The 25,423-nt window shown below is 65.0% G+C and carries 24 protein-coding genes; 16 read left to right on the forward strand and 8 right to left on the reverse strand.

The genetic code is table 11. The features are described 5' to 3' along the window. Positions 1–60 precede the first annotated feature (60 nt). The 10 genes from ybgC to C8N34_RS16810 all read left to right on the forward strand — a co-directional run bounded on the left by ybgC (position 61) and on the right by C8N34_RS16810 (position 9,981). Positions 61–456, forward strand: coding sequence for a tol-pal system-associated acyl-CoA thioesterase (gene ybgC / locus C8N34_RS16765; RefSeq protein ID WP_108129740.1), 396 nt, complete (start codon positions 61–63; stop codon positions 454–456). A gap of 143 nt (positions 457–599) precedes the next feature. Then, positions 600–1,295: a protein TolQ gene (tolQ, locus tag C8N34_RS16770; protein ID WP_054302782.1), complete on the forward strand. Its 696-nt coding sequence runs from the start codon at positions 600–602 to the stop codon at positions 1,293–1,295. A 3-nt stretch (positions 1,296–1,298) separates the two neighbouring features. Further along, positions 1,299–1,796, forward strand: a complete 498-nt coding sequence (gene tolR, locus C8N34_RS16775) for a protein TolR (RefSeq protein WP_054302783.1) — start codon at positions 1,299–1,301, stop codon at positions 1,794–1,796. Positions 1,797–1,806: 10 nt separating this feature from the next. Next, positions 1,807–3,036, forward strand: a complete 1,230-nt coding sequence (locus C8N34_RS16780; protein WP_054302816.1) for a hypothetical protein — start codon at positions 1,807–1,809, stop codon at positions 3,034–3,036. A 220-nt stretch (positions 3,037–3,256) separates the two neighbouring features. Continuing rightward, a complete protein-coding gene (tolB, locus tag C8N34_RS16785) occupies positions 3,257–4,519 on the forward strand; it encodes a Tol-Pal system beta propeller repeat protein TolB (RefSeq protein WP_229825633.1) in 1,263 nt (420 codons plus the stop codon). 94 nt (positions 4,520–4,613) lie between these two features. Further along, the gene (gene pal / locus C8N34_RS16790) at positions 4,614–5,141 is read left to right on the forward strand and encodes a peptidoglycan-associated lipoprotein Pal (RefSeq protein WP_054302785.1); all 528 of its coding nucleotides are present in this window, start codon (positions 4,614–4,616) and stop codon (positions 5,139–5,141) included. A gap of 4 nt (positions 5,142–5,145) precedes the next feature. Further along, positions 5,146–5,955 (forward strand): tol-pal system protein YbgF, encoded by an 810-nt coding sequence (ybgF, locus tag C8N34_RS16795; RefSeq protein ID WP_108129741.1) that lies wholly within the window; start codon positions 5,146–5,148, stop codon positions 5,953–5,955. Next, complete coding sequence (gene tilS / locus C8N34_RS16800) at positions 5,952–7,223, forward strand: tRNA lysidine(34) synthetase TilS (RefSeq protein WP_108129742.1); 1,272 nt, start codon at positions 5,952–5,954, stop codon at positions 7,221–7,223. Before ybgF ends, tilS begins: the two co-directional genes overlap by 4 nt. A 77-nt stretch (positions 7,224–7,300) precedes the next feature. After that, entirely contained in the window at positions 7,301–9,205 is a 1,905-nt protein-coding gene (gene ftsH / locus C8N34_RS16805) for an ATP-dependent zinc metalloprotease FtsH (protein ID WP_108129743.1), read from the forward strand. After that, a complete protein-coding gene (locus tag C8N34_RS16810) occupies positions 9,202–9,981 on the forward strand; it encodes a methyltransferase domain-containing protein (RefSeq protein WP_229825618.1) in 780 nt (259 codons plus the stop codon). Before ftsH ends, C8N34_RS16810 begins: the two co-directional genes overlap by 4 nt. Here the strand turns inward: C8N34_RS16810 and C8N34_RS16815 are convergent. Then, positions 9,971–11,356 carry a calcium-binding protein gene (locus C8N34_RS16815; RefSeq protein ID WP_108129745.1) on the reverse strand — a complete coding sequence of 462 codons (1,386 nt, stop codon included), beginning with the start codon at positions 11,354–11,356 and terminating at the stop codon, positions 9,971–9,973. The genes C8N34_RS16810 and C8N34_RS16815 overlap by 11 nt on opposite strands. Positions 11,357–11,636: 280 nt before the next feature. Here C8N34_RS16815 and C8N34_RS16820 point away from each other — a divergent pair, with 280 nt between their 5' ends. The 5 genes from C8N34_RS16820 (at position 11,637) to C8N34_RS16840 (ending at position 16,402) form a co-directional block, all read left to right on the forward strand. Continuing rightward, the gene (locus C8N34_RS16820) at positions 11,637–13,313 is read left to right on the forward strand and encodes a formate--tetrahydrofolate ligase (protein WP_054302791.1); all 1,677 of its coding nucleotides are present in this window, start codon (positions 11,637–11,639) and stop codon (positions 13,311–13,313) included. Between the two features lie 73 nt (positions 13,314–13,386). Next, entirely contained in the window at positions 13,387–13,680 is a 294-nt protein-coding gene (locus tag C8N34_RS16825) for a chorismate mutase (protein ID WP_054302792.1), read from the forward strand. A 19-nt stretch (positions 13,681–13,699) separates the two neighbouring features. Then, positions 13,700–14,578, forward strand: a complete 879-nt coding sequence (locus C8N34_RS16830) for a bifunctional 5,10-methylenetetrahydrofolate dehydrogenase/5,10-methenyltetrahydrofolate cyclohydrolase (RefSeq protein ID WP_054302793.1) — start codon at positions 13,700–13,702, stop codon at positions 14,576–14,578. A gap of 11 nt (positions 14,579–14,589) precedes the next feature. Next, positions 14,590–15,480 (forward strand): bifunctional methylenetetrahydrofolate dehydrogenase/methenyltetrahydrofolate cyclohydrolase FolD, encoded by an 891-nt coding sequence (gene folD, locus C8N34_RS16835; protein WP_108129746.1) that lies wholly within the window; start codon positions 14,590–14,592, stop codon positions 15,478–15,480. A 127-nt stretch (positions 15,481–15,607) separates the two neighbouring features. Then, the gene (locus C8N34_RS16840; protein ID WP_145693634.1) at positions 15,608–16,402 is read left to right on the forward strand and encodes a LytTR family DNA-binding domain-containing protein; all 795 of its coding nucleotides are present in this window, start codon (positions 15,608–15,610) and stop codon (positions 16,400–16,402) included. Here C8N34_RS16840 and pdeM read toward each other — a convergent pair. From pdeM to C8N34_RS16875, 7 genes are all read right to left on the reverse strand, one after another. Continuing rightward, complete coding sequence (gene pdeM, locus C8N34_RS16845) at positions 16,366–17,058, reverse strand: ligase-associated DNA damage response endonuclease PdeM (protein WP_108129748.1); 693 nt, start codon at positions 17,056–17,058, stop codon at positions 16,366–16,368. The two genes, C8N34_RS16840 and pdeM, sit on opposite strands and share 37 nt — an antisense overlap. An 84-nt stretch (positions 17,059–17,142) precedes the next feature. Beyond that, positions 17,143–18,744, reverse strand: coding sequence for a 5-guanidino-2-oxopentanoate decarboxylase (locus C8N34_RS16850; protein ID WP_108129749.1), 1,602 nt, complete (start codon positions 18,742–18,744; stop codon positions 17,143–17,145). A gap of 3 nt (positions 18,745–18,747) precedes the next feature. Next, entirely contained in the window at positions 18,748–19,551 is an 804-nt protein-coding gene (locus C8N34_RS16855; RefSeq protein ID WP_054302798.1) for an ABC transporter permease, read from the reverse strand. Then, the gene (locus C8N34_RS16860) at positions 19,548–20,360 is read right to left on the reverse strand and encodes an ABC transporter permease (protein WP_108129750.1); all 813 of its coding nucleotides are present in this window, start codon (positions 20,358–20,360) and stop codon (positions 19,548–19,550) included. The genes C8N34_RS16855 and C8N34_RS16860 overlap by 4 nt, the downstream gene beginning before the upstream one ends. 68 nt (positions 20,361–20,428) lie before the next feature. Continuing rightward, on the reverse strand, positions 20,429–21,544 hold the full coding sequence (locus tag C8N34_RS16865) for an ABC transporter substrate-binding protein (protein ID WP_054302800.1): 1,116 nt from the start codon (positions 21,542–21,544) through the stop codon (positions 20,429–20,431). A 57-nt stretch (positions 21,545–21,601) separates the two neighbouring features. Next, entirely contained in the window at positions 21,602–22,627 is a 1,026-nt protein-coding gene (locus tag C8N34_RS16870) for an ABC transporter ATP-binding protein (RefSeq protein WP_242013821.1), read from the reverse strand. Between the two features lie 138 nt (positions 22,628–22,765). Then, positions 22,766–23,650: a LysR substrate-binding domain-containing protein gene (locus C8N34_RS16875; protein WP_054302817.1), complete on the reverse strand. Its 885-nt coding sequence runs from the start codon at positions 23,648–23,650 to the stop codon at positions 22,766–22,768. Between the two features lie 171 nt (positions 23,651–23,821). Between C8N34_RS16875 and C8N34_RS16880 the strand changes: the two genes are divergently transcribed. Further along, positions 23,822–25,414 (forward strand): zinc-binding metallopeptidase family protein, encoded by a 1,593-nt coding sequence (locus C8N34_RS16880; RefSeq protein WP_108129752.1) that lies wholly within the window; start codon positions 23,822–23,824, stop codon positions 25,412–25,414. The last annotated feature ends 9 nt before the right edge of the window (positions 25,415–25,423 follow it).

A 25,423-nucleotide genomic window follows, 5' to 3' on the forward strand; every position in this document is an offset into this window, starting at 1 on the left:
TCCGCCCCCTCGCCCCTTCGGGGCTCACCCCCGAGGATATTTGAACCAAGGTGAAAGCAGATGAGCCATAGCCATGCCGTGCGGGTCTATTACGAGGACACCGATCTTGCCGGGATCGTCTATTACGCCAACTACCTGAAATTCATCGAACGCGGGCGCAGTGAGTGGGTGCGTACGCGGGGGCTGGATCAGGCGCGCCTGAAGGCGGAAACCGGCATTGTCTTTGCGGTGCGGCGGGTCGAGGCCGATTACCTGCGGTCTGCGGTGTTTGACGATCTTCTGACCGTGACGACTGAGTTGCGGGCGCTGGGCGGGGCGCGGATCGACCTCTGGCAGCAGGTTCTGCGCGGGGAAGAGGTGCTTTTTACCGCGCAGGTGACGCTCGTCTGCATGGGACGCGATGGCCGTGCACATCGCCTGCCGGGTGAGATCCGGGCGCTTCTGGCGCAGGGTTGACGCCGGTGCATGGCGGTTATGATGCAGGGATGGGCGGCAAATCGCATCCTGACGAGGATGTGTTGGCAATCCCCCTCAAAACCGGATAGAATCGCCTGTAATAACGGGCCGACGAATGGACCCGATGGTAACGAGCAGGCGTAATGGACACGAACACCCTTGCGATGGCGCAGGAGATTGATTTCTCCCTGCTCGCGCTTTTCGCGCGCGCAACCTTCACCGTGAAACTGGTCATGATCGGCCTTCTGGTCATGTCGGTCTGGTCCTGGGCGATCATCATCCGAAAACATCTGATGTTCCGCGCCGCGCGGGGCGAGGCGTCGATCTTTGACCGGGCCTTCTGGTCGGGTGAGCCGCTGGACGAATTGTTCGAAAAGATCGGCCCTGCACCGGAAGGGCAGAGCGAGAAGATCTTTGCCGCCGGGATGATCGAATGGCGGCGCAGCCACCGGCAGGATGGCGGGCTGATTGCCGGGGCGCAGTCGCGTATCGACCGGGCCATGGATGTGGCCATCGCGCGGGAAAGCGAAAGGCTCAATGCCGGGCTGAGCTTCCTTGCGACCGTGGGCTCAACCGCGCCGTTCATCGGGCTTTTCGGTACCGTTTACGGGATCATGCACGCCTTCACGCAGATCGCGGCAACCAAGAACACCGACCTGGCCACCGTGGCGCCGGGCATCGCCGAGGCGCTGATGGCGACCGGCATCGGCCTTGTCGCCGCCATTCCGGCGGTGGTGTTCTACAACAAGCTGAATGCCGACAGCGAACGCATCCTTGGCGGTTACGAGGCTTTCGCCGACGAATTCGCCACCATCCTCTCGCGCCAGCTGGACGCCTGAGCCATGGGGGCCGGGGTCGCCAAGAAATCGGGCGGAGGCGGGCGTCGCGGGCGGCGTCGCGGCCATTCCAGCGCCATGGCCGATATCAACATCACGCCTTTCGTGGACGTGATGCTGGTGCTTCTGATCATCTTCATGGTGGCGGCACCGATGCTGACCGTCGGCGTGCCGGTGAAGCTGCCGGAAACGGCGGCGGCCAGTCTGCCGACCGAACAGGAAAAGCCGCTGGCCATCACCATCGGGGCTGATGGCAAGCTGTTCCTGATGAACAGCGAGGCCGAAGAGGCGTCGCTGATCCCGCAGCTTCAGGCCATCGCGGCCGAACGCAGTTCGGACAAGATCTTCCTGCGGGCTGACGGCACCGTGCCTTATGAACGCGTGGCGCAGGTCATGGGGGCGCTGAATGCGGCAGGCTTCCGCAATATCGGTCTGGTCACAGACAGCAATGGCCCGCTGATGGGCGCAGCCGCCGGTGGCGCCGCCGCCGAGCCGAACCAGTAGGGTGGGACCGATGCTGCGGGCTTGGCTGGGCAGGGTCGACAGAAGCGTCTGGATCTCCGGTTCGGGGCATCTGGTCGTGATCCTGTGGGTTCTGTTCGGTGATGTGCTGTTCAGTCCGCCGCCACCGCCCGAACCCGAGGTCATGTCGGTCGATACGCTGACCGAGGCGGAGTTTGCGGCGCTTGAGGCAGCTTCGGGGGGGCAGGAAAGCACCGAGGAGCCGCAGGACAGCGCGCCCCCGGCATCCGTGCGCCCGCCGGAGCGGCCCGAACCGCCTGCCGCCGAACCTCCGCCGGAGCAGGTGGCAGAGCAGACGCCGCCGCCGGAACCCGCGCCGGAACCCGAGGTCGAGCCGCAACCCGAAGAGGTTCCGGTTGCCGAAACCGCACAACCCGAACCCGTGCCTGAACCCGTTGCCCCTCCGGCCGAGCAGGAGCAGCCTGTGGCGGTGATCCCGTCTTCGGTCGTTCCGCGCCCGCGCCCGGCGCAGCGCGTGGCCCCGACGCCGGAAGACGCACCCGAAGAGGATGTGCCCGAGGCCGAACAGGTTCAGGAGCGCGTGGCCGAGGAGGCACCGCCCGAGGCTCCTGTGGTCGAACAGGAGCAGGAGGCGACCGCGCCGCCCGAAGCCACGACCGAAGTCGTGACCGAGGCAACCGAGACGCAGGAAGCGCCGCAACTGGCGCCGACCGCGTCGAAACGGCCGCGGTCACGTCCGGCGCGTCCCGATCCGGTGGCAAAACCCGCTGAGCAGCCGAAGCCGAGCCAGACTGCGACGGCGCAAAGCCCCTCGCAATCGCAGTCCGACCGGGCGGCGACAGATGCCGCTTTGGCGGAGGCGCTGGGCGAGGCCACGGAAACACCCGCGCCCAAGCCTGCGAACCAGAACAGCGCGCCCGGTCGTGGCCTTGCCGCCAACGGGCCGCCGATGTCCTCGGGGGAAAAGGACGCATTGCGTGTCGCGGTGGAGCGGTGCTGGAACGTCGGCTCGCTCTCGACCGAGGCGCAGCGTGCCATCGTGACGGTGCACGTCACCATCGGCGCCGACAAGAAGCCGGTGGCGACCTCGATCGAACTGGCAAGTTCGACTGCCTCCGATGCGGCGACACGGCAGGCCTTCGAAGCAGCCCGCCGTGCGATCCTGCGCTGTGGTTCGCAGGGTTTCCCGCTGCCGGACGAAAAATATGAGACCTGGCGCGAGCTGGAGCTGATCTTCGACAAGGGGAGGGTCGGGCTGTGAACCGGACACCCCGCAGGAAGGACTTCGCGGCGCGGCGATACAGACAGCCGGGGCAACCCGGACGGAACCGGGGAAGGGCCTGCGCGCTTTCCCCTTTTGGACAGGCAGGCTGCGGGCTGAAAAGCAAGTCAGTCGCAGGAACAGGAACGAGGGTCAGATGAGCCGTCTCCGCCAATTCTTCACCGCCGTCGCGGCCGTGGCCGCCCTGGCCGCGCCGGCGATGGTTGCTACCAAGGCCGAAGCCCGGCTGACACTCAACCTTGGCAATCCGGTTGTGGAGCCAATGCCCTTCGCACTGCCCACCTTCGTCGACGAAGGCGGGGCGGGCGATCTGGCGGCAAAGATTTCGCAGGTGGTGGCGGCCGATCTGGCAGGCACCGGCCTGTTCGAACAGATCCCCTCCACCGCCTATATCCAGCAGATCACCTCTTTCGGGGCGCCGGTTTCATATCCTGACTGGCAGGCGATCAATGCGCAGGCGCTGGTGACCGGCGCGGTGCAGACCTCGGGCGGGCAGGTCGTGGTAAAGTTCCGCCTGCATGACGTCTTTGCCAATGGCGAGATGGGCGAAGGGCTGCAATTCGTCGGCACGACCGACAGCTGGCGCCGCATGGCGCACAAGGTTGCCGATGCCGTCTACAGCCGCATCACCGGCGAAACCGGCTATTTTGACAGCCGGGTCGTCTATGTCTCGGAAAGCGGCCCGAAGAACCAGCGCCAGAAGCGCCTTGCGGTGATGGATTACGACGGGGCAAACACCAGCTTCCTGACGGATTCGGCCTCCATTGTGCTGGCGCCGCGGTTCTCGCCCACCGGCGACCGCATTCTGTTCACCTCCTATTCTTCGGGCTTTCCGCAGATCTATCTGATGGATGTCGGCAGCCTTGCAATCCGTGGTCTGGGCGAACAGCCGGGCACCATGACCTTTGCGCCGCGCTTTTCGCCCGATGGGCGCACCGTGGTGTTCAGCCTTGAACGGGGTGGCAATACCGACATTTACTCGCTGGACATCGGCTCGGGCCAGCTGTCGCAGCTGACCAACTCGCCCGCCATCGAAACCGCGCCCTCGTTCAGCCCGGATGGCAGCCAGATCGTGTTTGAAAGTGATCGCTCGGGCAATCAGCAGATCTATATCATGCCCGCCCGTGGTGGCGAGCCGACCCGGATCTCGGGCGGTGCCGGTCGCTATGGCACCCCGGTCTGGAGCCCGCGTGGCGACTACATCGCCTTTACCAAGCAAAACCAGGGCCGCTTCCACATCGGGGTGATGCTGACGGACGGGACCGAGGAAAAGTTGCTGACCGCCTCCTATCTGGACGAAGGCCCGACCTGGTCGCCGAATGGCCGGGTCATCATGTTCACCCGGCAGGATGCGGGCGGCGAACCGGCGCTTTATTCGGTGGATGTTTCGGGGCGCAACCTGCGCAAGGTGGCCACTACGGGCGCCGCCTCGGACCCGGCCTGGTCGCCGCTGCTGCCGTAACCGTAACAAACCTCACGCCGCCGTCATTCCCCCCGGCGGCGGAACTCTGATAAGCTGGCCTGGTCGAGCTGGCACAACGAAGGACAGAAAAGATATGGCGTATACTGCGAAAGCTCTGATGTTGCTGGCCGTTCTGGGTCTGGCAGCTTGTAACAACCCTGATCGCTACGGTGCGGGCGGCGCCGGTGGTGCAGGCGGTGCGGGTGGTGCCGGTGGCATCGGCTCGCAAGGGCTCGGTGGCCCCAGCGACCCCAACTCGGTGGCCTATTTCAACCAGACCATCGGTGACCGCGTGCTGTTCCTTGTCGACCAGTCGACCCTGTCGCCCGAGGCGCAGACCATTCTGGCGCAGCAGGCGCAATGGCTGCAAAGCCATGCCGACTACGCGATCATCGTCGAAGGCCACGCCGACGAACAGGGCACGCGTGAATACAACCTTGCCCTCGGCGCCCGTCGCGCCAGCGCGGTGCAGAACTATCTGATCTCGCAGGGCGTTGCGGCCCACCGGATGCGGACCATTTCCTACGGCAAGGAGCGCCCGGTCGAGGTGTGCCCGTCGGAAGCCTGTTTCTCGAAGAACCGTCGCGCGGTGACCGTGCTGTCGATGGGGGCGGGGGCCTGAGCCGATGAGACTGCGTTTCGCGGCACTGGCCCTGCTGCTGATGTCCGGTTCCGCCATCGCGCAGGACCGGGCGCAGTCGCTGGCCGACATCAAGGCCGAACTTGCGGCACTGAACGCCGAGTTCACGGGCCTCAAGCAGGAGCTGATCACTACCGGCGCCATCCAGAATGGCGCGGCAGGTGGCAATGCGCTGCAACGGCTCGATTCGATCGAGGCGGCGCTGACGCGGCTGACCGCGCAGACTGAACAGGTGGAACTGAAGGTGAACCGCGTGGTCACCGACGGCACCAACCGGCTGGGTGATCTGGAGTTCCGCGTCACCGAGCTTGAGGGGGGCGACGTAGGATCGCTGCCGCCGACGCAACCTTTGGGCGGAGGCAATGTGGCCGCCCCTGTCGTAACCGCCCCGACCGCCGGGGGGCCCGAGCTTGCTGTGGGCGAACAGGCAGACTTTGACCGGGCCAAGGAGGTGCTCGGTCAGGGTGACTTTCGCACCGCCGCGGAAAAGTTTGGTGCCTTTGCCTCGGCCTATCCGGGCAGCCCCCTGATGCAGGAGGCGCAGATCCTGCGGGGTGACGCGCTGCAACAGGCGGGCGATACCGTCAATGCGGCGCGGGCCTGGCTGGATGCTTTTTCGGCGCAGCCGGAAGGCCCGAAAGCAGGCGATGCGCTGGTGCGTCTGGGGCAGGGGCTGGCCGATCTTGGGCAGGTTTCGGACGCCTGTGTGACCCTGCAGGAGGTCGGCACCCGCTTCCCCGGCTCCACCGCCGCGACCGAGGCGCAGGGCAAGATCGCGGCGCTGGCCTGCCAGTGACCGGCGCGCCCGTGCCGGATACGGAGGATACGGACCTCCTTGATGCTGTTGCTCAGGTGTTTGCAAAGGCGCGGCCCGATCCGGCTGCGCCTTTGTCTGTCGGGGTGGCCGTTTCGGGCGGTGGCGATTCGATGGCGCTGTTGCATCTTTTGCACCGCCTTGCGCCGTCGGAGGGATATCTGCTGCATGCGGTGACGGTGGATCACGGGCTGCGGCCCGAGGCGGCGGACGAAGCCGCCGGGGTCGCGGCTTTCTGCGCCCGCCAGGGGGTCGCGCATGAAATCCTGCGCTGGCGGGGGCCGCAGGAGACCGGAAACCTGATGGATCAGGCCCGCCGCGCCCGGCTGTGCCTGATCGCGGACTGGGCCGTCGCACGCGGGGTTGGTCATGTCGCCCTTGGTCATACGGCGGACGATCAGGCGGAGTCGTTTCTCATGAACCTGTCGCGCGCGGCGGGGCTGGATGGCTTGTCGGGCATGCGTCGGGGCTGGCTGGAACATGGCATTCGCTGGTATCGCCCGCTGTTGCAGAAGCGGCGTGAGGTTTTGCGCGACTATCTGCGCCGAAACAGCGTGACCTGGATTGACGACCCTTCGAACGAGAATGACCGCTTCACCCGTGTGAAGGCCCGCCGCGCGCTGCGGGCGCTGAAGCCGTTAGGCATCACGGTTGAACGACTTCTGGCCAGCACGCAGCATCTTTTCGACGCGCGCAGCGCGTTGCAGATGGCGCTGGCACAAGCTGTCGAAACCCATGTCACCGAGCGTGCGGGGGCATTGCATCTAAGCGCGGACGGTCTGTGTGCGCTTGGGGCAGAGCTGGAGCGGCGGCTTCTCAGCCATGCGATTCGCTGGATGAACGGGGCAGGTTATCCGCCGCGTGCCGAACAACTGCTGCGGCTGATGTCCACCTTGCATGACCACCGGGACGCCACGCTGGGTGGTGTCCGGTTTCGCTGGCGGCAGGAAACCCTTGTCATCAGCCGTGAACCGCGCGCCGTGATGGGGCCGGTTCCGGCGGCGCAGTTGTGGGATCACAGATGGCGGGTAGTGGGGCCGCTGGCGGAGGGTCAGACTCTCGCCGCTCTCGGGGTTGCGGGGCTGCGCCAATGTCCCGGCTGGCGGGATCTGGCCTCGCGCGAGGCTCTGATTGTCAGCCCGGCCGTCTGGCAGGGGGACCGGCTGATCGCCGCCCCGCTGGCCCGGCCAGAGCCGGATTGGGGTGCGACTCTCGGCCCATCCTTCGGAATGTTCATCTTGGCGCATTGAACCCCCGCGCCAGATGTCTATTTTAGGTCAAAAGATGCGGCGGGGGTGACCTGCGCCGCCCCCTTTAGGAGTTCCTCGTGGGCAACGCACGCAATATCGCTTTCTGGGTGGTCCTGTTCCTGCTGATCTTGGCGCTGTTCAACATGTTCAGCGGCGGCACGACCACCACGGCCTCGCGCAATCTTTCCTATTCCGAATTCATCGCGCGGGTCGATCAGGGGCAGGTCTCCAGTGTCACGCTGGACGGCGAGCGGGTCATCGTCCGCAGCAAGGACGGCAATACCTATTCCACCGTGAAACCTCAGGACGAAGAGGTGACGGATCGACTTATTGCCAAGGGCGTCGAGGTGCGGGCCGAACCGCAGGAGCAATCGGGGTTCCTGAATCTGCTCAGCCTCTGGCTGCCCTTCCTGATTCTCATCGGCATCTGGATCTTCTTCATGAACCGGATGCAGGGTGGCGGGCGTGGCGGTGCCATGGGCTTTGGGAAAAGCCGGGCGAAGCTGCTGACCGAAAAACATGGCCGCGTGACCTTTGACGATGTGGCGGGCATCGACGAGGCCAAGGAAGAGCTGGAAGAGATCGTCGAATTCCTGCGCAACCCGCAGAAGTTCAGCCGTCTGGGCGGCAAGATCCCGAAAGGCGCGCTGCTTGTCGGCCCGCCCGGCACCGGCAAGACGCTGCTCGCGCGCGCCATCGCGGGTGAGGCGGGCGTTCCCTTCTTCACCATCTCGGGTTCCGACTTCGTCGAAATGTTTGTGGGCGTCGGCGCATCCCGGGTGCGCGACATGTTCGAACAGGCCAAGAAGAATGCGCCCTGTATCGTCTTTATTGACGAGATCGACGCCGTGGGTCGCGCGCGTGGCGTGGGCATCGGCGGCGGCAATGACGAACGCGAACAGACGCTGAACCAGCTGCTTGTCGAGATGGACGGGTTCGAGGCCAATGAAGGCGTGATCATCGTCGCGGCCACCAACCGCAAGGATGTGCTGGACCCGGCGCTGCTGCGCCCCGGCCGCTTCGACCGTCAGATCCATGTGCCGAACCCCGATATCAAGGGGCGTGAGAAGATCCTGACCGTCCATGCCCGCAAGGTGCCGCTGGGGCCGGATGTCGACCTGCGCACCATCGCGCGTGGTACGCCGGGCTTTTCGGGCGCCGATCTGATGAACCTCGTGAACGAGGCGGCGCTGATGGCTGCCCGCGTCGGCCGCCGTTTCGTCACCATGGATGACTTCGAGAATGCGAAGGACAAGGTGATGATGGGCGCGCAGCGCCGGTCCATGGTGCTGACGCAGGACCAGAAGGAAAAGACCGCCTATCATGAGGCCGGCCACGCCATCGTCGGCATGGCGCTGCCGAAATGTGATCCGGTCTATAAGGCCACCATCATTCCGCGCGGCGGCGCCCTCGGTATGGTGGTCAGCCTGCCCGAGATGGACCGTCTGAACATGCATAAGGACGAGGCCAAGCAGAAGATCGCCATGACCATGGCAGGCAAGGCGGCCGAGATCCTGAAATACGGTGAAGAGGGCGTGTCCTCCGGCCCGGCGGGCGACATTCAGCAGGCCTCCAGCCTTGCGCGTGCCATGGTGATGCGCTGGGGTATGTCCGACAAGGTCGGCAACATCGACTATGCCGAAGCGCATGAAGGCTATCAGGGCAATACCGCCGGTTTCTCGGTCTCTGCGCATACCAAGGAAATGATCGAGGACGAGGTGAAACGCCTGATCGACGACGGGTATGAAGCTGCGCGTCAGATCCTGATCGACAAGTCGGATGAGTTCGAGCGGCTGGCCAAGGGGCTTCTGGAATACGAAACCCTGACCGGCGACGAGATTCGCAAGGTCGTGGCGGGCGAGACGCTGGGCGGGGACGACAGCACTCCGGGCGATGGAGGCACTTCGGTCGTGGCCATCCCCAAGACCAAGCCCAAGGCGCAGAAACCCGAGGGCGGGCTGGAGCCGGAGCCCCTGGCGTGACCGCTACCGCGAACAAAGACTGGAACCCCGGAGCTTACGCAAAGTTCCGGGGTTTGCGTTTGCGCCCCGCGCTGGATCTGATGGCGCAGGTGGGCACTCTGCCGCCGGGGCCGGTGGTCGATCTGGGATGCGGGGACGGCGCGGCGGCGGCGGCGCTGCGGGCGGCTTTCCCTGAACGGGCCCTGATCGGTATCGACAATTCGCCCGCCATGCTGAAGGCCGCGCAGGGTTATGATGCCCTGCATCTGGCAGATATTGCCGCCTGGCAGCCCGAGACACCGCCTGCGCTGATCTTTTCCAACGCCGTTCTGCAATGGCTTTCCGATCATGCCCGTCTGATGCCGCATCTGGCGGGGATGCTGCCGAAGGGTGGGGTGTTGGCGGTGCAGATGCCTAGGCAAACGCAGGCGCCCTCGCACAGGTTGCTGCGCGACACGGCGGCAGCCTTGTTCCCTGAACGCTTCGGCGACTTGCCTGAGCGACAAGCCGTTGCAAAACCCGAAGATTATTGGCGGTTGCTGTCGCCGCTGGGCAATGTTCTGGCCTGGGAAACCACCTATGTGCAACAGCTTGGCCCGGTGACCGAGGGGCATCCGGTGCGGGCCTTTACCGAATCGACCGCCATGCGGCCCTATCTGGAGCGGCTTGACCGCCCGGAGGCATCCGCCTTCCGGGCGGCCTATGATGCCGCGCTGGCGCGGGCCTACCCGCTGTTGCCCGACGGCGGGGCGCTGCTGCCTTTCCGCCGGGTTTTCTTCGTGTTTGTCAAAGAATGAAGTCCGCGGCGCGCAGCGTCGTCACCCCCGCCACATCGACCGAGAAATCCGCCGTACCGTCACCATCCACGTCGAAGAACACCCGCGATCCGCTGGCTGTGGAGATGAAGCGCACCTCCCCGACCTCGCCGGAAAAGGCGGTATGTCCAATGAAGCTGCCGGTTCCGACAAGCTGGTCAAAGTTGATCCTGTCGCCATCGGCCCGGTTGAAATCCATGATCGTATCGCGGCCGCTAGCGGCATCGCTTTCGCCGCGCGCGATATACTTGAACTCATCCGCGCCCGCGCCGCCAAACAGGCTGTCGCGGCCCTGACCGCCGATCAGCGTATCGTCTCCGGCATCGCCATGCAGCCGGTCGCTGCCCTTGCCGCCGAAGAACAGATCATTCTGCCCCGCGCCGCGGAGCAGGTCGTCGCCGGTGCCACCACAGAGCGTTTCCCGCTGGTCGCCGCCAATGACGGTATCGCGACCGGCACCCCCATCCATCAGATTATACCCGGCGCCACCGAACAGCCGGTCCTGTCCGTCGCCGCCATAGATACGGTCGTTTCCGTTCCCGCCGAACAGCCGGTCATTGCCGCTCTCCCCTTCGATGGTGTCATTGCCAACGCCCCCGTTGGCCGTATCGTTGCCACCGCCCATCTTCAGATGGTCATGCCCGGCCATCCCGTCAAAGCGGTTGGCGTTGTAGGCGTTGCTTTCAGGCAGATCGCTGATCTTGTCATTGAAGGCACTGCCCCGGACATTGTGGACGCCATTGATTTGATCGCCCTCGGCATCACCGCCGAAACTGGTGCTGGTCTGGCCCGAGATCAGGCGCACATCCACCGCTGCCGATGACTGCGTGTAGAATACCCAGTCGGTTCCGTCCGCCCCGCCAGAGATCGAATCACCCCCGGCGCCGCCGATCAGCGTGTCGCTGCCGCCGCCACCCGAAAGCGTGTCGCGGCCAGCGCCACCATGAAGCAGATCATCGCCATCGGCGCCGCCCATGTCATCCCGGCCGCCCCCGCCATAGATCGTGTCGTCGCCCGCCGCCCCGAACAGCGTGTCGTTGTCGCCAGGCCCGTCGCGGGTGGGGTCGCCGTAAAGAATGTTGTCGCGCTCGTTCCCGCTGATCCAGTCCGCGCCGGAGGAACCGCGCGCATTCTCGACAGAGCCGTTGACCAGCAGCGAGGTGCCCCAGTTTCCGACATGGTAGAAGAAGCCGCGAGCCTGGCTGGAAATGCCGTTTTCGACATAGTTGTCGAGACGGATCGAGGTCGGTTTTTCATAGCTTCCCTGGAACACCAGCCAGAACTTTCCCAATCCTGTGGCGGTCAGCTCCCGGTCCTTTCCGGGTGTTTCGTCGATGACATAGATAGTGTTCGGCATGGGGATCTCTGTCTGGCCTGAATTGAATGGGCCGAGAATTGCACAGGCCGCCAGGTCTGGCGTGCCCCGTTCGGGGTATGCGGCATCCCTGGGCCGAGTCGGTTTCGGATGGACGGTTTTATTCTTGGTAAAACTTCATTCCTGGATGCGCGGGTTTCCTATCGGAAACCGCAACTGGCGATTTTGCGTGGGCTTAGGTCGGAATCGGTCCTGTGGCCCCCGTTTCATGTCGGTATCGTGCTGCCATGAGATCGGGGTGCCACACCCAAGGGAGAGTAGAATGGCCTTCAAGACCGACATCGAGATTGCGCGCGAAGCCAAGAAGAAGCCGATTCAGGAAATCGGCACGAAGCTTGGCATTCCGACCGAACACCTGCTGCCCTACGGCCATGACAAGGCGAAGGTGAGCCAGGACTTCATCAAGAGCCTCGCGGGCAAGCCCGATGGCAAGCTGGTGCTGGTGACCGCCATCAACCCGACCCCGGCGGGCGAAGGCAAGACCACCACCACCGTGGGTCTGGGCGACGGTCTGAACCGGATCGGCAAGAAAGCCGTGATCTGCATTCGCGAAGCCTCGCTTGGCCCGAACTTCGGGATGAAGGGTGGCGCGGCCGGTGGCGGCATGGCCCAGGTCGTTCCGATGGAGGAAATGAACCTCCACTTCACCGGCGACTTCCATGCGATCACCAGCGCGCACAACCTGCTGTCGGCGATGATCGACAACCACATCTACTGGGGCAACTCGCTGGGCATCGACCAGCGCCGCGTCGTGTGGCGCCGCGTCATGGACATGAATGACCGTGCGCTGCGTGACATCGTGGTCAGCCTCGGCGGCGTGTCGAATGGCTTCCCGCGTCAGACCGGGTTTGACATCACCGTGGCCTCGGAGGTCATGGCGATCCTCTGCCTGTCGAACGATCTGGAAGACCTGCAAAAGCGTCTGGGCGACATCGTTGTGGCCTATACGCGTGACAAGCAGCCTGTCTACTGCCGTGACATCAAGGCAGATGGTGCAATGACCGTTCTGCTGAAGGACGCGATGCAGCCGAACCTCGTGCAGACGCTGGAAAACAACCCGGCCTTCGTGCACGGCGGCCCGTTCGCCAACATCGCCCATGGCTGCAACTCGGTCATCGCGACCAAGACCGCGCTGAAGCTGGGCGACTATGTCGTGACCGAAGCCGGTTTCGGGGCTGACCTTGGCGCCGAGAAGTTTTTCGACATCAAGTGCCGCAAGGCCGGGCTGAAGCCGGCTGCCGCGGTGATCGTGGCGACCGTTCGCGCGATGAAGATGAACGGCGGCGTCGCCAAGGCCGATCTGGGCGCCGAGAATGTCGATGCGGTCAAAAAAGGCTGCCCGAACCTTGGCCGCCACATCGCCAACGTGAAGGGTTTCGGCGTGCCGGTGGTGGTTGCGATCAACCACTTCTACAGCGACACCGATGCCGAAGTGCAGGCCGTGAAGGATTATGTGGCCGCGCAGGGCGCCGAGGCGATCCTTTGCAAGCACTGGGCGCAGGGGTCTGCGGGCATCGAGGATCTGGCCAAGAAGGTCGTGCAGCTGGCCGAAAGCGGCGCTGCCAACTTCTCGCCGCTGTATCCCGATGACATGCCGCTGTTCCAGAAGGTCGAAACCATCGCCAAGCGCATCTATCACGCGGATGAAGTTCTGGCCGACAAATCGATCCGCGACCAGCTGAAGGCCTGGGAAGCGGCGGGCTATGGCCATCTGCCGATCTGCATGGCGAAGACGCAATACAGCTTCACGACCGATCCGAACCTGCGTGGCGCGCCCACCGGCCATTCGGTTCCGGTCCGCGAAGTGCGCCTGTCCGCCGGTGCGGGCTTCATCGTGGTGATCTGCGGCGAGATCATGACCATGCCGGGCCTGCCGAAAGTCCCGAGCGCCGAAGTCATCCGTCTGAACGACCAGGGCTTCGTCGAAGGCCTGTTCTGATCGCGGCACCGGGCGCCGCCTTGCCATCTCCCCCGCGAGGGATTACCTCGCGGGAAACTCTCTGGAGGTTGCGATGAAGGCCCCGTCCGACTGCCACAACATGACGGAACTGCGCGTGGAAATCGACGCGCTGGACAGTCAGATCGTGGCGCTGATCAAACGGCGGTCCGGTTACATCGACCGGGCCGCCGAACTCAAGCCCGCCGAGGGGCTGCCCGCCCGGATCGATACCCGTGTGGAAGAGGTGGTGGCCAAGGTTCGCGCCCGGGCCGAAGCCGAGGGGCTGGACCCGGCGCTGGTCGAAACGCTCTGGCGGCAGATGATCGACTGGTCGATTGCCCGCGAAGAAAAAGTGCTGGGGGCCTGAGACCCCGGAAGGGTCGGAAATGACGGCAACCCTGATTGACGGCAAGGCCATCGCGGCCCGCATGGTGGAAGAGGTCCGCGCCGAGGCGGCGGATCTTGCGGCCAGGGGCTGGGCCCCCCGGCTGGTCTCCATCTCGGTAGGCGATGTGGCGGCGGCGGAGCTTTACGTCCGCAACCAGCAGCGGCAGGCCGAGGCTGCCGGTGTGGCCTTCGAGGCCCGCAATTATCCGGCAACCATCAGCCTTGAACAACTTACTGGCGTGATGATCGGCCTGAACGCCGATCCGCGCGTGAACGGCATCATCATCCAGCGCCCGTTGCCGCCGCATATTCCGGTGAAGGCACTGCAAAAGGCGGTGCATCCGCTGAAGGATGTCGAGGGGATGCACCCCTCGTCCATCGGCAATATCGTCTATAACGACCTGGCCCTTGGCCCTTGCACAGCCGTCGCAGCGGTGGAAATCCTCAAGACCCTGCCATTGAACATCGAAGGGCTGGATGTCTGTGTGATCGGCCACAGCGAGATCGTGGGCAAGCCCATCGCCTTCCTGATGATGGGGCTGGGGGCCACGGTGACCGTATGTCACCACATGACCCGGCAGGTGGCGGTGCACAGCCGCGCCGCCGATGCGGTCTTTGTCGCGGTTGGAAAACCCGGCCTTGTCACGGGCGCCATGCTGAAGCCGGGCGCCGCGCTCATCGACATCGGGATCAACCGGGTTGAGGGCAAGACAGTGGGTGATGCCGATTTCGAAAGCTGCGCCAAAGTCGCGGGCTGGATCACCCCGGTGCCCGGCGGGGTCGGTCCGGTGACGGTGGCGACCCTTCTGAAAAACGCGGTTCTGGCGACCCGCATGCAAATGGATCATTACAGCGCCGCCTTCGCGGTCGAACGGTAGGGAGAACGGACATGACGGCGGCAATCATTGACGGCAAGGCTTTTGCAGCCAAGGTGCGGGGCGAGGTGGCGGCCCATGTCGCGCGCCTGAAAGAGGAACATGGCATCCAGCCCGGCCTCGCGGTCGTGCTGGTGGGTGAAGACCCGGCAAGCCAGGTCTATGTCTCGTCCAAGGGCAAGCAGACGGTCGAAGCTGGCATGGCTTCGTTCGAGCACAAGTTGGAAGCGGATACCTCGGAGGCCGATCTGCTGGCGCTGATCGACCGGCTGAATAAAGATCCGAAGGTCCATGGCATCCTTGTGCAACTGCCGCTGCCGGGGCATCTGAACTCTGAACTGGTGATCAACTCGATTGATCCGGCCAAGGATGTGGACGGGTTCCATATCTCCAACGTCGGTCTCCTGGGCACCGGGCAGAAAAGCATGGTGCCCTGCACGCCGCTTGGCTGTCTGATGATGCTGCGCGATCATCACGGCAAGCTTGCCGGCATGAATGCGGTCGTGGTGGGCCGGTCGAACATCGTCGGCAAGCCCATGGCGCAACTGCTCTTGGGGGACAGCTGCACCGTGACCATCGCACATAGCCGGACCAAGGATCTGGCCGCCGTCTGCCGTGGTGCCGACATCCTCGTCGCCGCCGTCGGTCGCCCCGAGATGATCACCGGCGAGTATGTGAAACCTGGCGCCACCGTGATCGACGTGGGCATCAACCGGATTGAACGTGACGGCAAGACCAAGCTGGTCGGCGACGTTGAATTTGCCTCGGCGGCTGCGGTGGCCGGGGCCATCACCCCGGTGCCTGGTGGTGTCGGCCCGATGACCATTGCCTGCCTGCTGGCAAATACGCTGACCGCCTGCTGCCGCGCCAATGGCCTGCCGGAGCCGTCGGGCCTGACCGCCTGATCACCGGCCCCCGAAGAGGACCTGTGGCGCAAATGCATGTCCCGGCTGGATAATCTGGCCGGAGACATTGCACAGGGCAGGGATTGCGCTTATCCAGTCAGACAGGTTGCATGCGTTCCTGGTGCAGATGTCTGGTTTCGTCGCTACATTGATTGCAGACTTCCGTAGCAAGATTCCGCTTGTCGCCTGGGTTGTGCTGACGCTGACTGTCGGCATATCGGGGCCATTCGGCAGCTACGTTGCGCTGGATCTGCCCGCGCGTCTGCTGTTCTGGGGCGTGATCTCTGCCATGGGGATCGGCGTGGGCGCCGCGATCCGGGCTTTCGTCCACGCTGTCATCGGATTGAGCGACCTTCAGCGTGGCGCTTTCCTTGTCGCCCTGCTTTCCTCCGTCATCATGACCCTGCCGCTGCATGCGCTGGCAGATCGGATGTTCGATCCCGACAAGGCAACAGCGCCCGACCTGCCCGATATCGCGCTGTTCATCTTCGCGACCTCTCTGGGTATCGGCGCGTTCCGCCACGCCCGCGAAAGCCGGCCCGATGATGTGGCAAGCCCGCTGGTGCCGATCCTTCCCGACCTGCCGGCCAGCGAGACCGAGACGGTTCCGCCGCCGCGCGTCGTCCAGCGTCTGGACCCCGAGTTGCACGGCCGCCTCGTCGCGCTGACGGTGCGGGATCACTATGTCGACGTCTTCACCGTGCGCGGCAAGGGCAGCCTTCTGATGCGGTTCGCCGATGCGATGGCGGAAACCGGCGAGGAAGAGGGCGTGCAGATCCATCGGTCGCACTGGGTTGCGCTTTGGGCGATCAAGGGGGTGGAGCGCGAGGGGGGCCGGATCTGGGTGCGCATGTGCCCGGAATTGCGTCTGCCGGTCAGCCGCACTCACCGCGTAAAGCTGGAAGAGCGCTGGCTGCTCTGAACCGTAGCCGCATAGGGAACCGCGAGGCAGCGTCGCCCCGTGGCGATCACAAGCGCCTGTGGACCCATCAGCAGGGCGAGTTCAGCCGCCCCGCAGTCCAGGCCGCCGGTATAAGCGCCATAGGCGGGCAGGATCAGACGTTCAGGATCTGACAGCAGGAAACAGGGCCGCCGCTGACCGGCGAGCGTAAGTTTCGGGTGGAAATGCCCCGAAACCTCGGCAGTCGCTTGCGCTACTGCAATGTGGCGAAAGTGCAAGGGGCCAATCCGTGTTTCGGCCAGATGCGTGCCACCGATATTGCCAGGCCCCGGGTCGTGATTGCCCTCGATCCATCGCCAGTCGCGCCCGGCCATCAGACGCAGCAGCCAGAGCCGGTCAGCCTCGTCCATCTCGTCGCTGGCCGTCAGATCGTCGAAACTGTCGCCCAGACAGATCACCCGCGCCGCCGTTGTCGCTTCAAGATCGGCGTCAAGCCGGGCCAGCGTCGCGCGCGTCTCGTAAGGGGGCAACAGCGCGCCACCGCGCCGCGCCAGCCGGGCGGATTTGCCGAAATGCAGGTCGGACACGACCAGCAGGCTTTGCTCAGGCCAGTGAAGTGCACCGGAAGGCAACGCCCGAAGCGCACAGCTGGCAAATGTGAAGGCATGGGCATCCATGCGCCCGGTCTGCCGCAGCGCGGCCCGCTTTGCAACTTTGCTTCTTGCCCAAAGACTCACCTTTGCGACAGTGCCGCCGGGCGCTCAGCGCAGGCTTTCGCGCAGCGCCTCGCCATAAAGGATCATCGTGCAATCGCCGCGCGCCGCCGCCTCAAGGACTGCCCGCCGCAATTCGCTGGCATCCGTCACACCGCACACCTTCCATCCGCAGGCGTGCGCAATCGCGCCAAGATCAGGTGTCAGGATATCCACCCCCAGCGGTGGCACGTTCTGCGCGACCATGGCGGATTTGATCTCGCCATAGCCCTTGTTGTCATAGCAAAGCAGGATAACCGGCGCGCGGGCCTCCACGGCGGTGGTCAGTTCGGCCAGCGTGAATTGCAGCCCGCCATCGCCGATCAGGGCCAGAACCGGCCGCCCCTCTGCCAGGGCGGCTCCCGTGGCGGCAGGCAGGCCGTAGCCGAGCGTGCCAAAGCCGGTGGCCGAGTTGAAATAGCCGCCGGGCCGGGCTGCGGCGAAGCCCATGTTGCCCGCATAAACGGCCTGTGTGCTGTCCCCTACGATAAGCGTGTCGGGCAGGGTATCGCGAAGAAGATCCAACAGGGCCAGATCTCCGCGCAACGGCGCGGGCAGGGCGGACAATCCGGCTTGCGCGGCGGCGGCGCGGGCGGCGCCATCCCGCGTGTCGCGCGGGGTGATGGCGGCAAGCAGCGCCGCCGTGCCTTCACCTGCGTCGCCGGTCAGGCAGAGGTCGGGTGCCTTGCCGCGATGGGTCTGCACCGGGTCGATGTCCAGCCGGATCAGCCGTCCGGGGATGGCGAAGCCACCATCCTCATACATGTCGTAGTCGGTCGGCCCCAGTTCTGTGCCTACCGCCAGCACCACATCCGCCCCTGCGATCAGCGCGCGGGTTTCGGGCCTCGAGGCGGTCAGCGTCACCGCCAGCGGATGACCCGGTGGGAGGATGCCGCGTGCATTGGTCGTCATCACCAGCGGCGCATCCAGCGCTTCTGCCAAAGCAGGCAGGGCGGTCGCACGGGTGGCACCGCCGCCTGCAAGGATCACCGGCGCGCGAGCCGCAGACAGCATCGCCGCCGCCTCGGCCACCGCCGATTGTGCCGGGGCAGGGCGCGGGGTGCGGGCGGGTTTGGGCAGGGGCAGGTGCCCGGCCGGGGCCAGCATCACGTCGATGGGAAGCTCCAGATGCACCGGCCGCGGGCGCCCGCCCTCGAACAGCGCGAAAGCCTGTGCCAGCGCGGTTGCCAGCTCCTCGGGGCGGTGGACGGTGCGGCTGAAGGCGCTCACGCCGGCAACCACGGCCTGCTGGTTCGGCAATTCATGCAGCCAGCCCTCGCCCGAGCCCATGCGGCCATGGGCGTTGACGGTGGAAATCACCAGCATCGGCACCGAATCCGCATAGGCCTGCCCCATGGCGGTCAGGATATTCGTCATGCCGGGGCCGGAGATGATGAAGCATACACCCGGCCGTCCACTGGCGCGGGCATAGCCATCGGCCATGAACCCCGCCCCCTGTTCGTGGCGCGGCGTAACATGGCGGATGCCGCTGCCCGAAAGGCCACGGTAAAGCTCGATCGTATGCACGCCGGGGATGCCGAAAACGGTGTCCACCCCATAGGCGCGCAGCGCCTGCGTCAGCCAGACGCCGGTCGAGATGTCGGTGCTCATCGGTTACTTCGCTTTCCGCAATTGCCAGAGGGTCTTGCCCAGGATCACCGCCACGACGATGGCGATCAGCACCACCGAGATTGCGGCGATGGCCGGGTCGATGTTGTCGCGCAGCCCCATCCACATCAGCCGCGGCAGCGTCACCGCATTGACCGAAGTGATGAACAGCGTCACGCCGATCTCCTCCCACGACAGGACGAAGGTCAGGAAAAGCGCGGTCAGCAGGGTGAAGCGGATATTGGGCAGGATTACCCCGAACACCCGCGTCATCACGCCCGCACCCATCGACCGGGCTGCAAGGTCGATGCGGCGGTCAAGCTGTGACAGCGCGACCGAGATCAATACCACCGCGAAGGGCGCGATCATCACCGCATGAGCCAGTGCCACCCCCGCCCAGGTGTCATAGGCGATGACGCCGTTCACCTTTGAGAGCGTGATGAGGAAGAAATAAAGCGTCAGCGCCGAAACGACCGGCGGCGCCACCATCGGCAGCAGCGCCAGCCCCATCAGAAGCCCCGCAAAACGCGGCTGCAACATCCAGATCCCCAACGCAAAAGCCGTGGCCAGCGCCGTTGCCACCACCGAGGCGACAAGGCCGATGCGGATGGACAGCCAGATGCCCTCGGCCCAGACCGGCTTGTCGAGCAGGCTGCGGTAATGGCGCAAGGACCATTCGGCATCGGGGACGGACAGATAGCGGTTCGGGGTGAAGCTGACCGGGATCACAGCAATCAGCGGCATCAGAAGGAACACGGCGATCAGTGCCGCGAGGATCAGCGGGATCGGGCCGGGGCGCAGCTGGATCATCGGGCCGCTCCTTTTGTCTGGCGCAGCATCAGGGCCAGCAGGGCGCCGACGGCGATCATCAGGATTACGCTGATCGCAGCGCCAAGGCCCCAGTCCGGGCTTTGGAAAATGCGCAGGTAGATCAGTTCCGCCACCATCACGCTGCGCCCGCCGCCAAGGATGGCCGGGGTGACGAAGAAACCCAGCGCGAAGACGAAGACCAGCAGCACGGCGCCAAGGATGCCGCTTTTCGTCATCGGCACGAAGATCTGCCAGAAGATGCGCGCACGGCTGGCCCCCATGCCGCGCGCGGCCATCAGCACACGCTCATCCACGGCGCGCATGGACGAGGCGAGCGGGAAGACCGCGAAGGGGACCAGGAAATGCACCATCCCCAGCACGACGCCGAATTCGTTGCGCACCAGTGTCAAAGGTTCGGAAATGATGCCCAGCGTTTGCAGCCAGCCATTGACCAGCCCCTTGTTCGACAGAAGCGCCAGCCAGCCAAAGGCCCGCGTGAGGACCGAAATCCAGAAGGGGATGAGGATGCACAGTTCCACCACCAGCCGCGCCACCGGCCCGCCGCGCACCCAGACCAGAGTCATCACATAGGCCGCCGCGACCGACAGCACCGTCACCAGCGCGCAGATGCGCAACGTGCGCCAGATCACACCCAGCACCAAAGGGTCGGTCAGTGCGGTGCGATACTGGCCAAGGCCGGGTTCCGGCAGGGTCACGCTCCACTGCATGACACCGAGGAACGGCACGAGATATGCTGCGCCGAGCAACAGCAGCAGCGGGCCAAGCAGCAGGATGTGGCGCGATGTCATGGCGGCTCCGGGTTGGGCGGCTCCGGTTCAGGGCCGCCCCCGGTGCGGGACCGGAGGCGGCGAAGGGCTCAGGCAGAGATGATCTTGAGGTATTCGTCCAGCGCCGGGCCGTAGTTTTCTTCATACCAGGCCATGTCGAGCGGGATCTGAACCGCGAAATTCGCCGGATCCACGGGGTTATACCGCGCGTCCTCGGCGGGCAGCATCGCATCCGCCGCCGGATTGGCCGGGCCTTGCCCCAACATGCGGAACATGACGATCTGCTTTTCGGGGTCTTGCGCCGAGGCGATGAACTGCATCGCAGCTGCCGCGCCACCCGGATTTCCCTTCACCACGCCCATGGCGCCGGGCGCGACCAGCCCCTGATCCCAGATGAAGGCCACATCGCCTTCGCTGTCTTCCTCGATCAGCTTCGCGCGGGTTGACCAGATCAGCGCCATCGACGCCTCACCGTTCAGGAGGATCGACTGGCTTTCCGAACCGCCGCCCCAGAAGGCCACCACATTGTCCTTGAAGGCGGCGATCTTGTCATGCGCGCGCTTGAGGTCGAGCGGATACAACTGGTCCGGCGCCACGCCATCGGCCAGAAGCGCCGCTTCCCACATGCCCGTGCCCCATTTGTACATGCTGCGCTTGCCGGGGAATTTTTCGGTGTCAAAGAAATCGGCCATGGATTTCGGCGGGTTGTCTTTGAACTTCGCAGCGTCATAGGCGATGATATAGCTGTAGAAATAGCTGGAGGCCGAATGGTCCCAGCCGAAACCGGGCCGCATCTTGCCCTTGTCGACCACCGCGTAGTCGATCTTTTCCATCATGTCCTTCTTGCCCAGGGCCTCGGCCGAGAAGGGATCAACGTCGACGATATCCCACGAAGGCTTGCCGCTTTCGACCTGTGCCGCGATGGCGCCTTCAGTCGGGCCCGAGCCGTCCTGCTTTACCGTGATGCCGGTGGCTTCGAGGAAAGCCTTGCCATAGGCCTCGTCATAGGCGGCTCCGGCATCGCCGCCCCAGTTGACGAAGACCAGTTCCTTGGTTTCAGCCAGCGCCGGGGTGCCGCGCAGACCCAGCGCAGAGGTGCCCAAAAGCAGCGCAAGGCCGGTGGTGAAATCGCGGCGCGAGATCTGGCCGCGCTTCAGGCGGGTTTGCAGGATATCCACGCAGTCACGTTCAAAAGGACCGTTCATTGCTATCTCCCTGTTATTGTTCGGTCTTACAGGTGCCGCCCGTGGCAGGGCGGGTCGTCAAAGCAGAAAGCCGCGTTCCGGCGCCCAACTGGCCCAGACGGCGGCGCCAGGGGCGAGGCCCGCAGGCAAGGCGGCGGTGGGCTGATGCAACACCAGAGGCACGCCGCCTGGTGTCTGAAGTGACAGCCGGGTTTCGGCGCCCAGATAGGTGAGGTCTTGCAGCGTGGCAGCGATGGCATTCCCCTGGCCCGGTTCGGTCAGGGACAACGCCATGTATTCGGGCCGGATTGCCAGATCGCCATTCGGCGCTGCGGTCTCGACCGCGCGGCCCTCGATCCGGCCGCCGCTGACGGGCAGGATGTTGATATCGCCCAGAAACTCGGCCACGAAACGATTTGCGGGACGTTCGTAAACCTCGCGCGGCGCGGCAAGCTGTTGCAGCCGGCCGCGCTCAAAGATAGCCACCCGTGAGGACAGCGCCAGCGCCTCTTCCTGATCATGGGTCACGAAAACGAAGGTGGTGCCGGTGTCGCGGTGGATGCGGCGCATTTCATCCTGCATCTGGCCACGCAGGTTCTTGTCGAGCGCCGAGAACGGTTCGTCCAGCAACAGAACCGGCGGTTCATACGCCAGCGCGCGGGCCAGTGCCACACGCTGCTGCTGCCCTCCCGACAGACCGGCGGGGCGCTTGTGGCCGTGTCCGCCCAGCCCGACCATCTCCACCATTTCGGCGACCCGGCGTTTGACCTCGGCTGCGTTCCGACCCTGCACTTTCAGCGGAAAGGCAATGTTGTCCTCGACCGACATATGCGGGAACAGGGCATAGCCCTGAAACACCATGCCGAAACCGCGCACCTCGGGTGGCATCGCCGTCATGTAGCGACCATCCAGCGTCAGCCGCCCCGAGGTGGGGGGCTCGAACCCGGACAGTACATTGAGGAAGGTCGTCTTGCCCGAGCCGGAGGGGCCGAGCAGCGTCAGGAACTCGCCACGCGCGATGGTCAGCGTGATGTCGGCGAGGGCTGTGAACTGGCCGAACATCTTGCCAATTCCGGTGGCGCCGATTTCTGCTGCTTGGCTCACGGATTCTTCCCTGCTGGCGGAGAGGCTCTCTCATCGTCAGGCAAAGCGTGGAAGCACTGCCTTCGAAAGACAACCGAAAGTTTTTCGCCTGCTTGTGAAATGAAATTTGTCGATCGAGGTGTTTTGTTCGACTTCCGCCTAATCCTGAGGCAGTTCTGCCCGCAGCCATCCCCGAAACGCCGCGCTGGCGGGATTGTCGGCCTTTTCCGGGGGCACGATCATGAAATAGGACCGGGGGGAGCGGATCGCCAGATCGAAGGGACGGATCAGAAGACCCGTCGCCATGGCCTGCTGGCAGATGAATTCGTCACCCATTGCCACCCCCTGCGCCCCAAGTGCGGCGGCATAGACAAGGTTCATGTCGGAAAAGCGGATGCCGGTCTGGGCCGCTTCGGTCGGCAGGCCGGACAGCTGAAACCACATTTCCCAATCCGCGAAATCGGTCAGATGCAGCAGGGTCGAGGACAAGAGCGCCTGCGGTGTATCCATCCCCTCGCGCCGGTTGAGCAGGATCGGGCTGCACAGGGGGGTGAACTCCACCTCCTTCAACAGCTCGACCTCCATGCCCGGCTGATTTCCAAGGCCAAAGGTGATAAAGACATCCACGTCCGGGTTACTGACATCATCCAGCCGGCGAGGGGTGACCAGCGACACAACCACATCGGGAAAGGCGTCGGAGAAGCTGCCGATCCGCGTGCAAAGCCAGCTGGAGGCAAAGCCGGGCGGGCAACTGACGGTCAGCGCCCCGGTCACGCCGCGCGCCGCGTTGCGGGTGGCAGAGCCGGAAATGACGGCCAGCGCGCGCCGCACGTCGATGGCATAGGCAAGCCCCTGCGGCGTCAGTTCGACCCGGGTGCCGATACGGTTCATCAGCCGGAAGCCAAGATCGCGTTCCAGCAGGCGCAACTGATGGCTGACCGCGCTGCGCGTCAGGTTCAGCTCGTCCGCCGCCTGCCAGACGGTGCCGTGCCGGGCAAAGCTTTCCAGCGCGCGCAGCGCCTGGGTCGAAGGGATGCGGGACATCATGCTCTCCGGGTTCTGCGGCGAGGCTAGCTGCGGTTCGCGTGACTTTCCAGCGAAAGGTGAAATCCGTTTGCCGATGGCGGGAAGAGGTTTCACTTTTTCCCGCCTGCCTCCGGCGCTAGCCCTGAAAGGGCGGGTTTCCCGCGTTCAAGGCAGCAGGGAAACCACGCCGTGACCACGACCGACCTTTCGCCCGCCCAGAGAACTGCCCTTGCCGCCGTGGCCGCGCGCCGGGCCGATCTGTCGGGCTGGTGCGCGACAATCTTTGACCATGGCGAGACGGCATGGCGCGAATACCGCTCTGCCGAATGGTATGTGGCGCGCCTGCGGGCCGAAGGCTTCACGGTCGAGGAAGGCTCGGCCGGGATGCCCACAGCCTTCTGCGCCGAATGGCACAATGGTGCCGGGCCGGTGATCGGCATGTATGCCGAATATGATGGTATTCCCGGCAATTGTCAGGCGGCCAGCACGCGGCGCGAACCCCGCGCGGGGCTGGGGTTTCAGGCGGGCGGGCATACCGACCCGCATTCGGGCCTCGGCATCGCGGGTCTGGGCGGCGCGCTTGCGGTGAAGGCCGCGATGGAGCGGCACGGGATACCCGGCGGCATCCGCTTTACCGGCGAACCGGCAGAAAAGGTGCGCGGATCGAAGCCCATCCATGCTGCGAAGGGCTATTACGACGGGCTGGCGGCGATCCTGTCCTTCCATCCGTTCTACATGCTGCCGATGTGCAATACCGTGCGCTGGGAAACTCACTGTGGTGCGGCCTATTCCATGGTCTATCGCTTCATCTGCGATACGCCCGAGGCATGGGGCCGCAGCGACGGGGCGCCGATCCCGCAATCGCATAGCGCGATCCGGGCACCGGGGGCGAATGATGCGCTGAACCTGATGTTCCTGACATCGAAATCGCTGCGCGATTCCATGCTGCCGCATCAGGGCGGCTGGTCGATTTCCGAGGCGATTTTGACCGCCGGGCAGGCCACTGCCGACAACCAGCCCGCCGGTCTGGCCGAGGTGCAATACATGATGCGCGTGCCGACGCTGGCGATGGCGGAGGCGGTGACCGCAGCGCTCGACCGCAATGCCGAGGCGGCGGCGGCGATGACCGGCTGCCGGTGGGAACGGCACTGGGTCTGCAAGTCGCGCCCCGGTCTGGCCAATCACGCCATGGCCCGCGTGGTCTGGCAGGCGATGCAGACGGTGGGCGCCCCGGTCTGGGATGATAAGGCGGCGGCGGTGGCGCGCGAGATTCAGGCCAATCTCGGCCTGACCCCGATGGATGATCCCTTCATCCCCGAAATGTCACGCCTGATTGACCCCGAGGCGGCCGAGGCGATCCTCCGCCACGACCTGCCCCCCTCGCAGAAGAACTCCACCTCGGACGACTATACCGACATGACATGGCACGCGCCCACCGCGCGTTTCTACATCGCGCGTCCGGCGCTGCGGGCGCCGGCGGGCTATGCCTATCCCGCATGGGTGATGAATGCGCTGGGCGGCATTCCGGCCACCATCGACCCGATGGTTCAGCGCGCTGCCGAGGTGCTGGCGCTATCGGCGCTGCGCCTGCTGGAGGATGCGGGCGCGCGCGAGGCTGCCTGGGATGAATTCAACCGCCGCACCGGCGGCGGTATCGGCGGCGCCGACTGGATCGCGCCGCTTTGCGATTACGACCCGCCGGTGAACTTCCGCTGGCCCGAATATGTGACAACCCCGCGCGGGCGGGACTGGTGGATCCCCTCCACCATGCCCGGCGCCTGAACAGGAGAC

The organism is Gemmobacter caeni, assembly GCF_003054195.1.
Taxonomy (GTDB): Bacteria; Pseudomonadota; Alphaproteobacteria; order Rhodobacterales; family Rhodobacteraceae; genus Gemmobacter; species Gemmobacter caeni.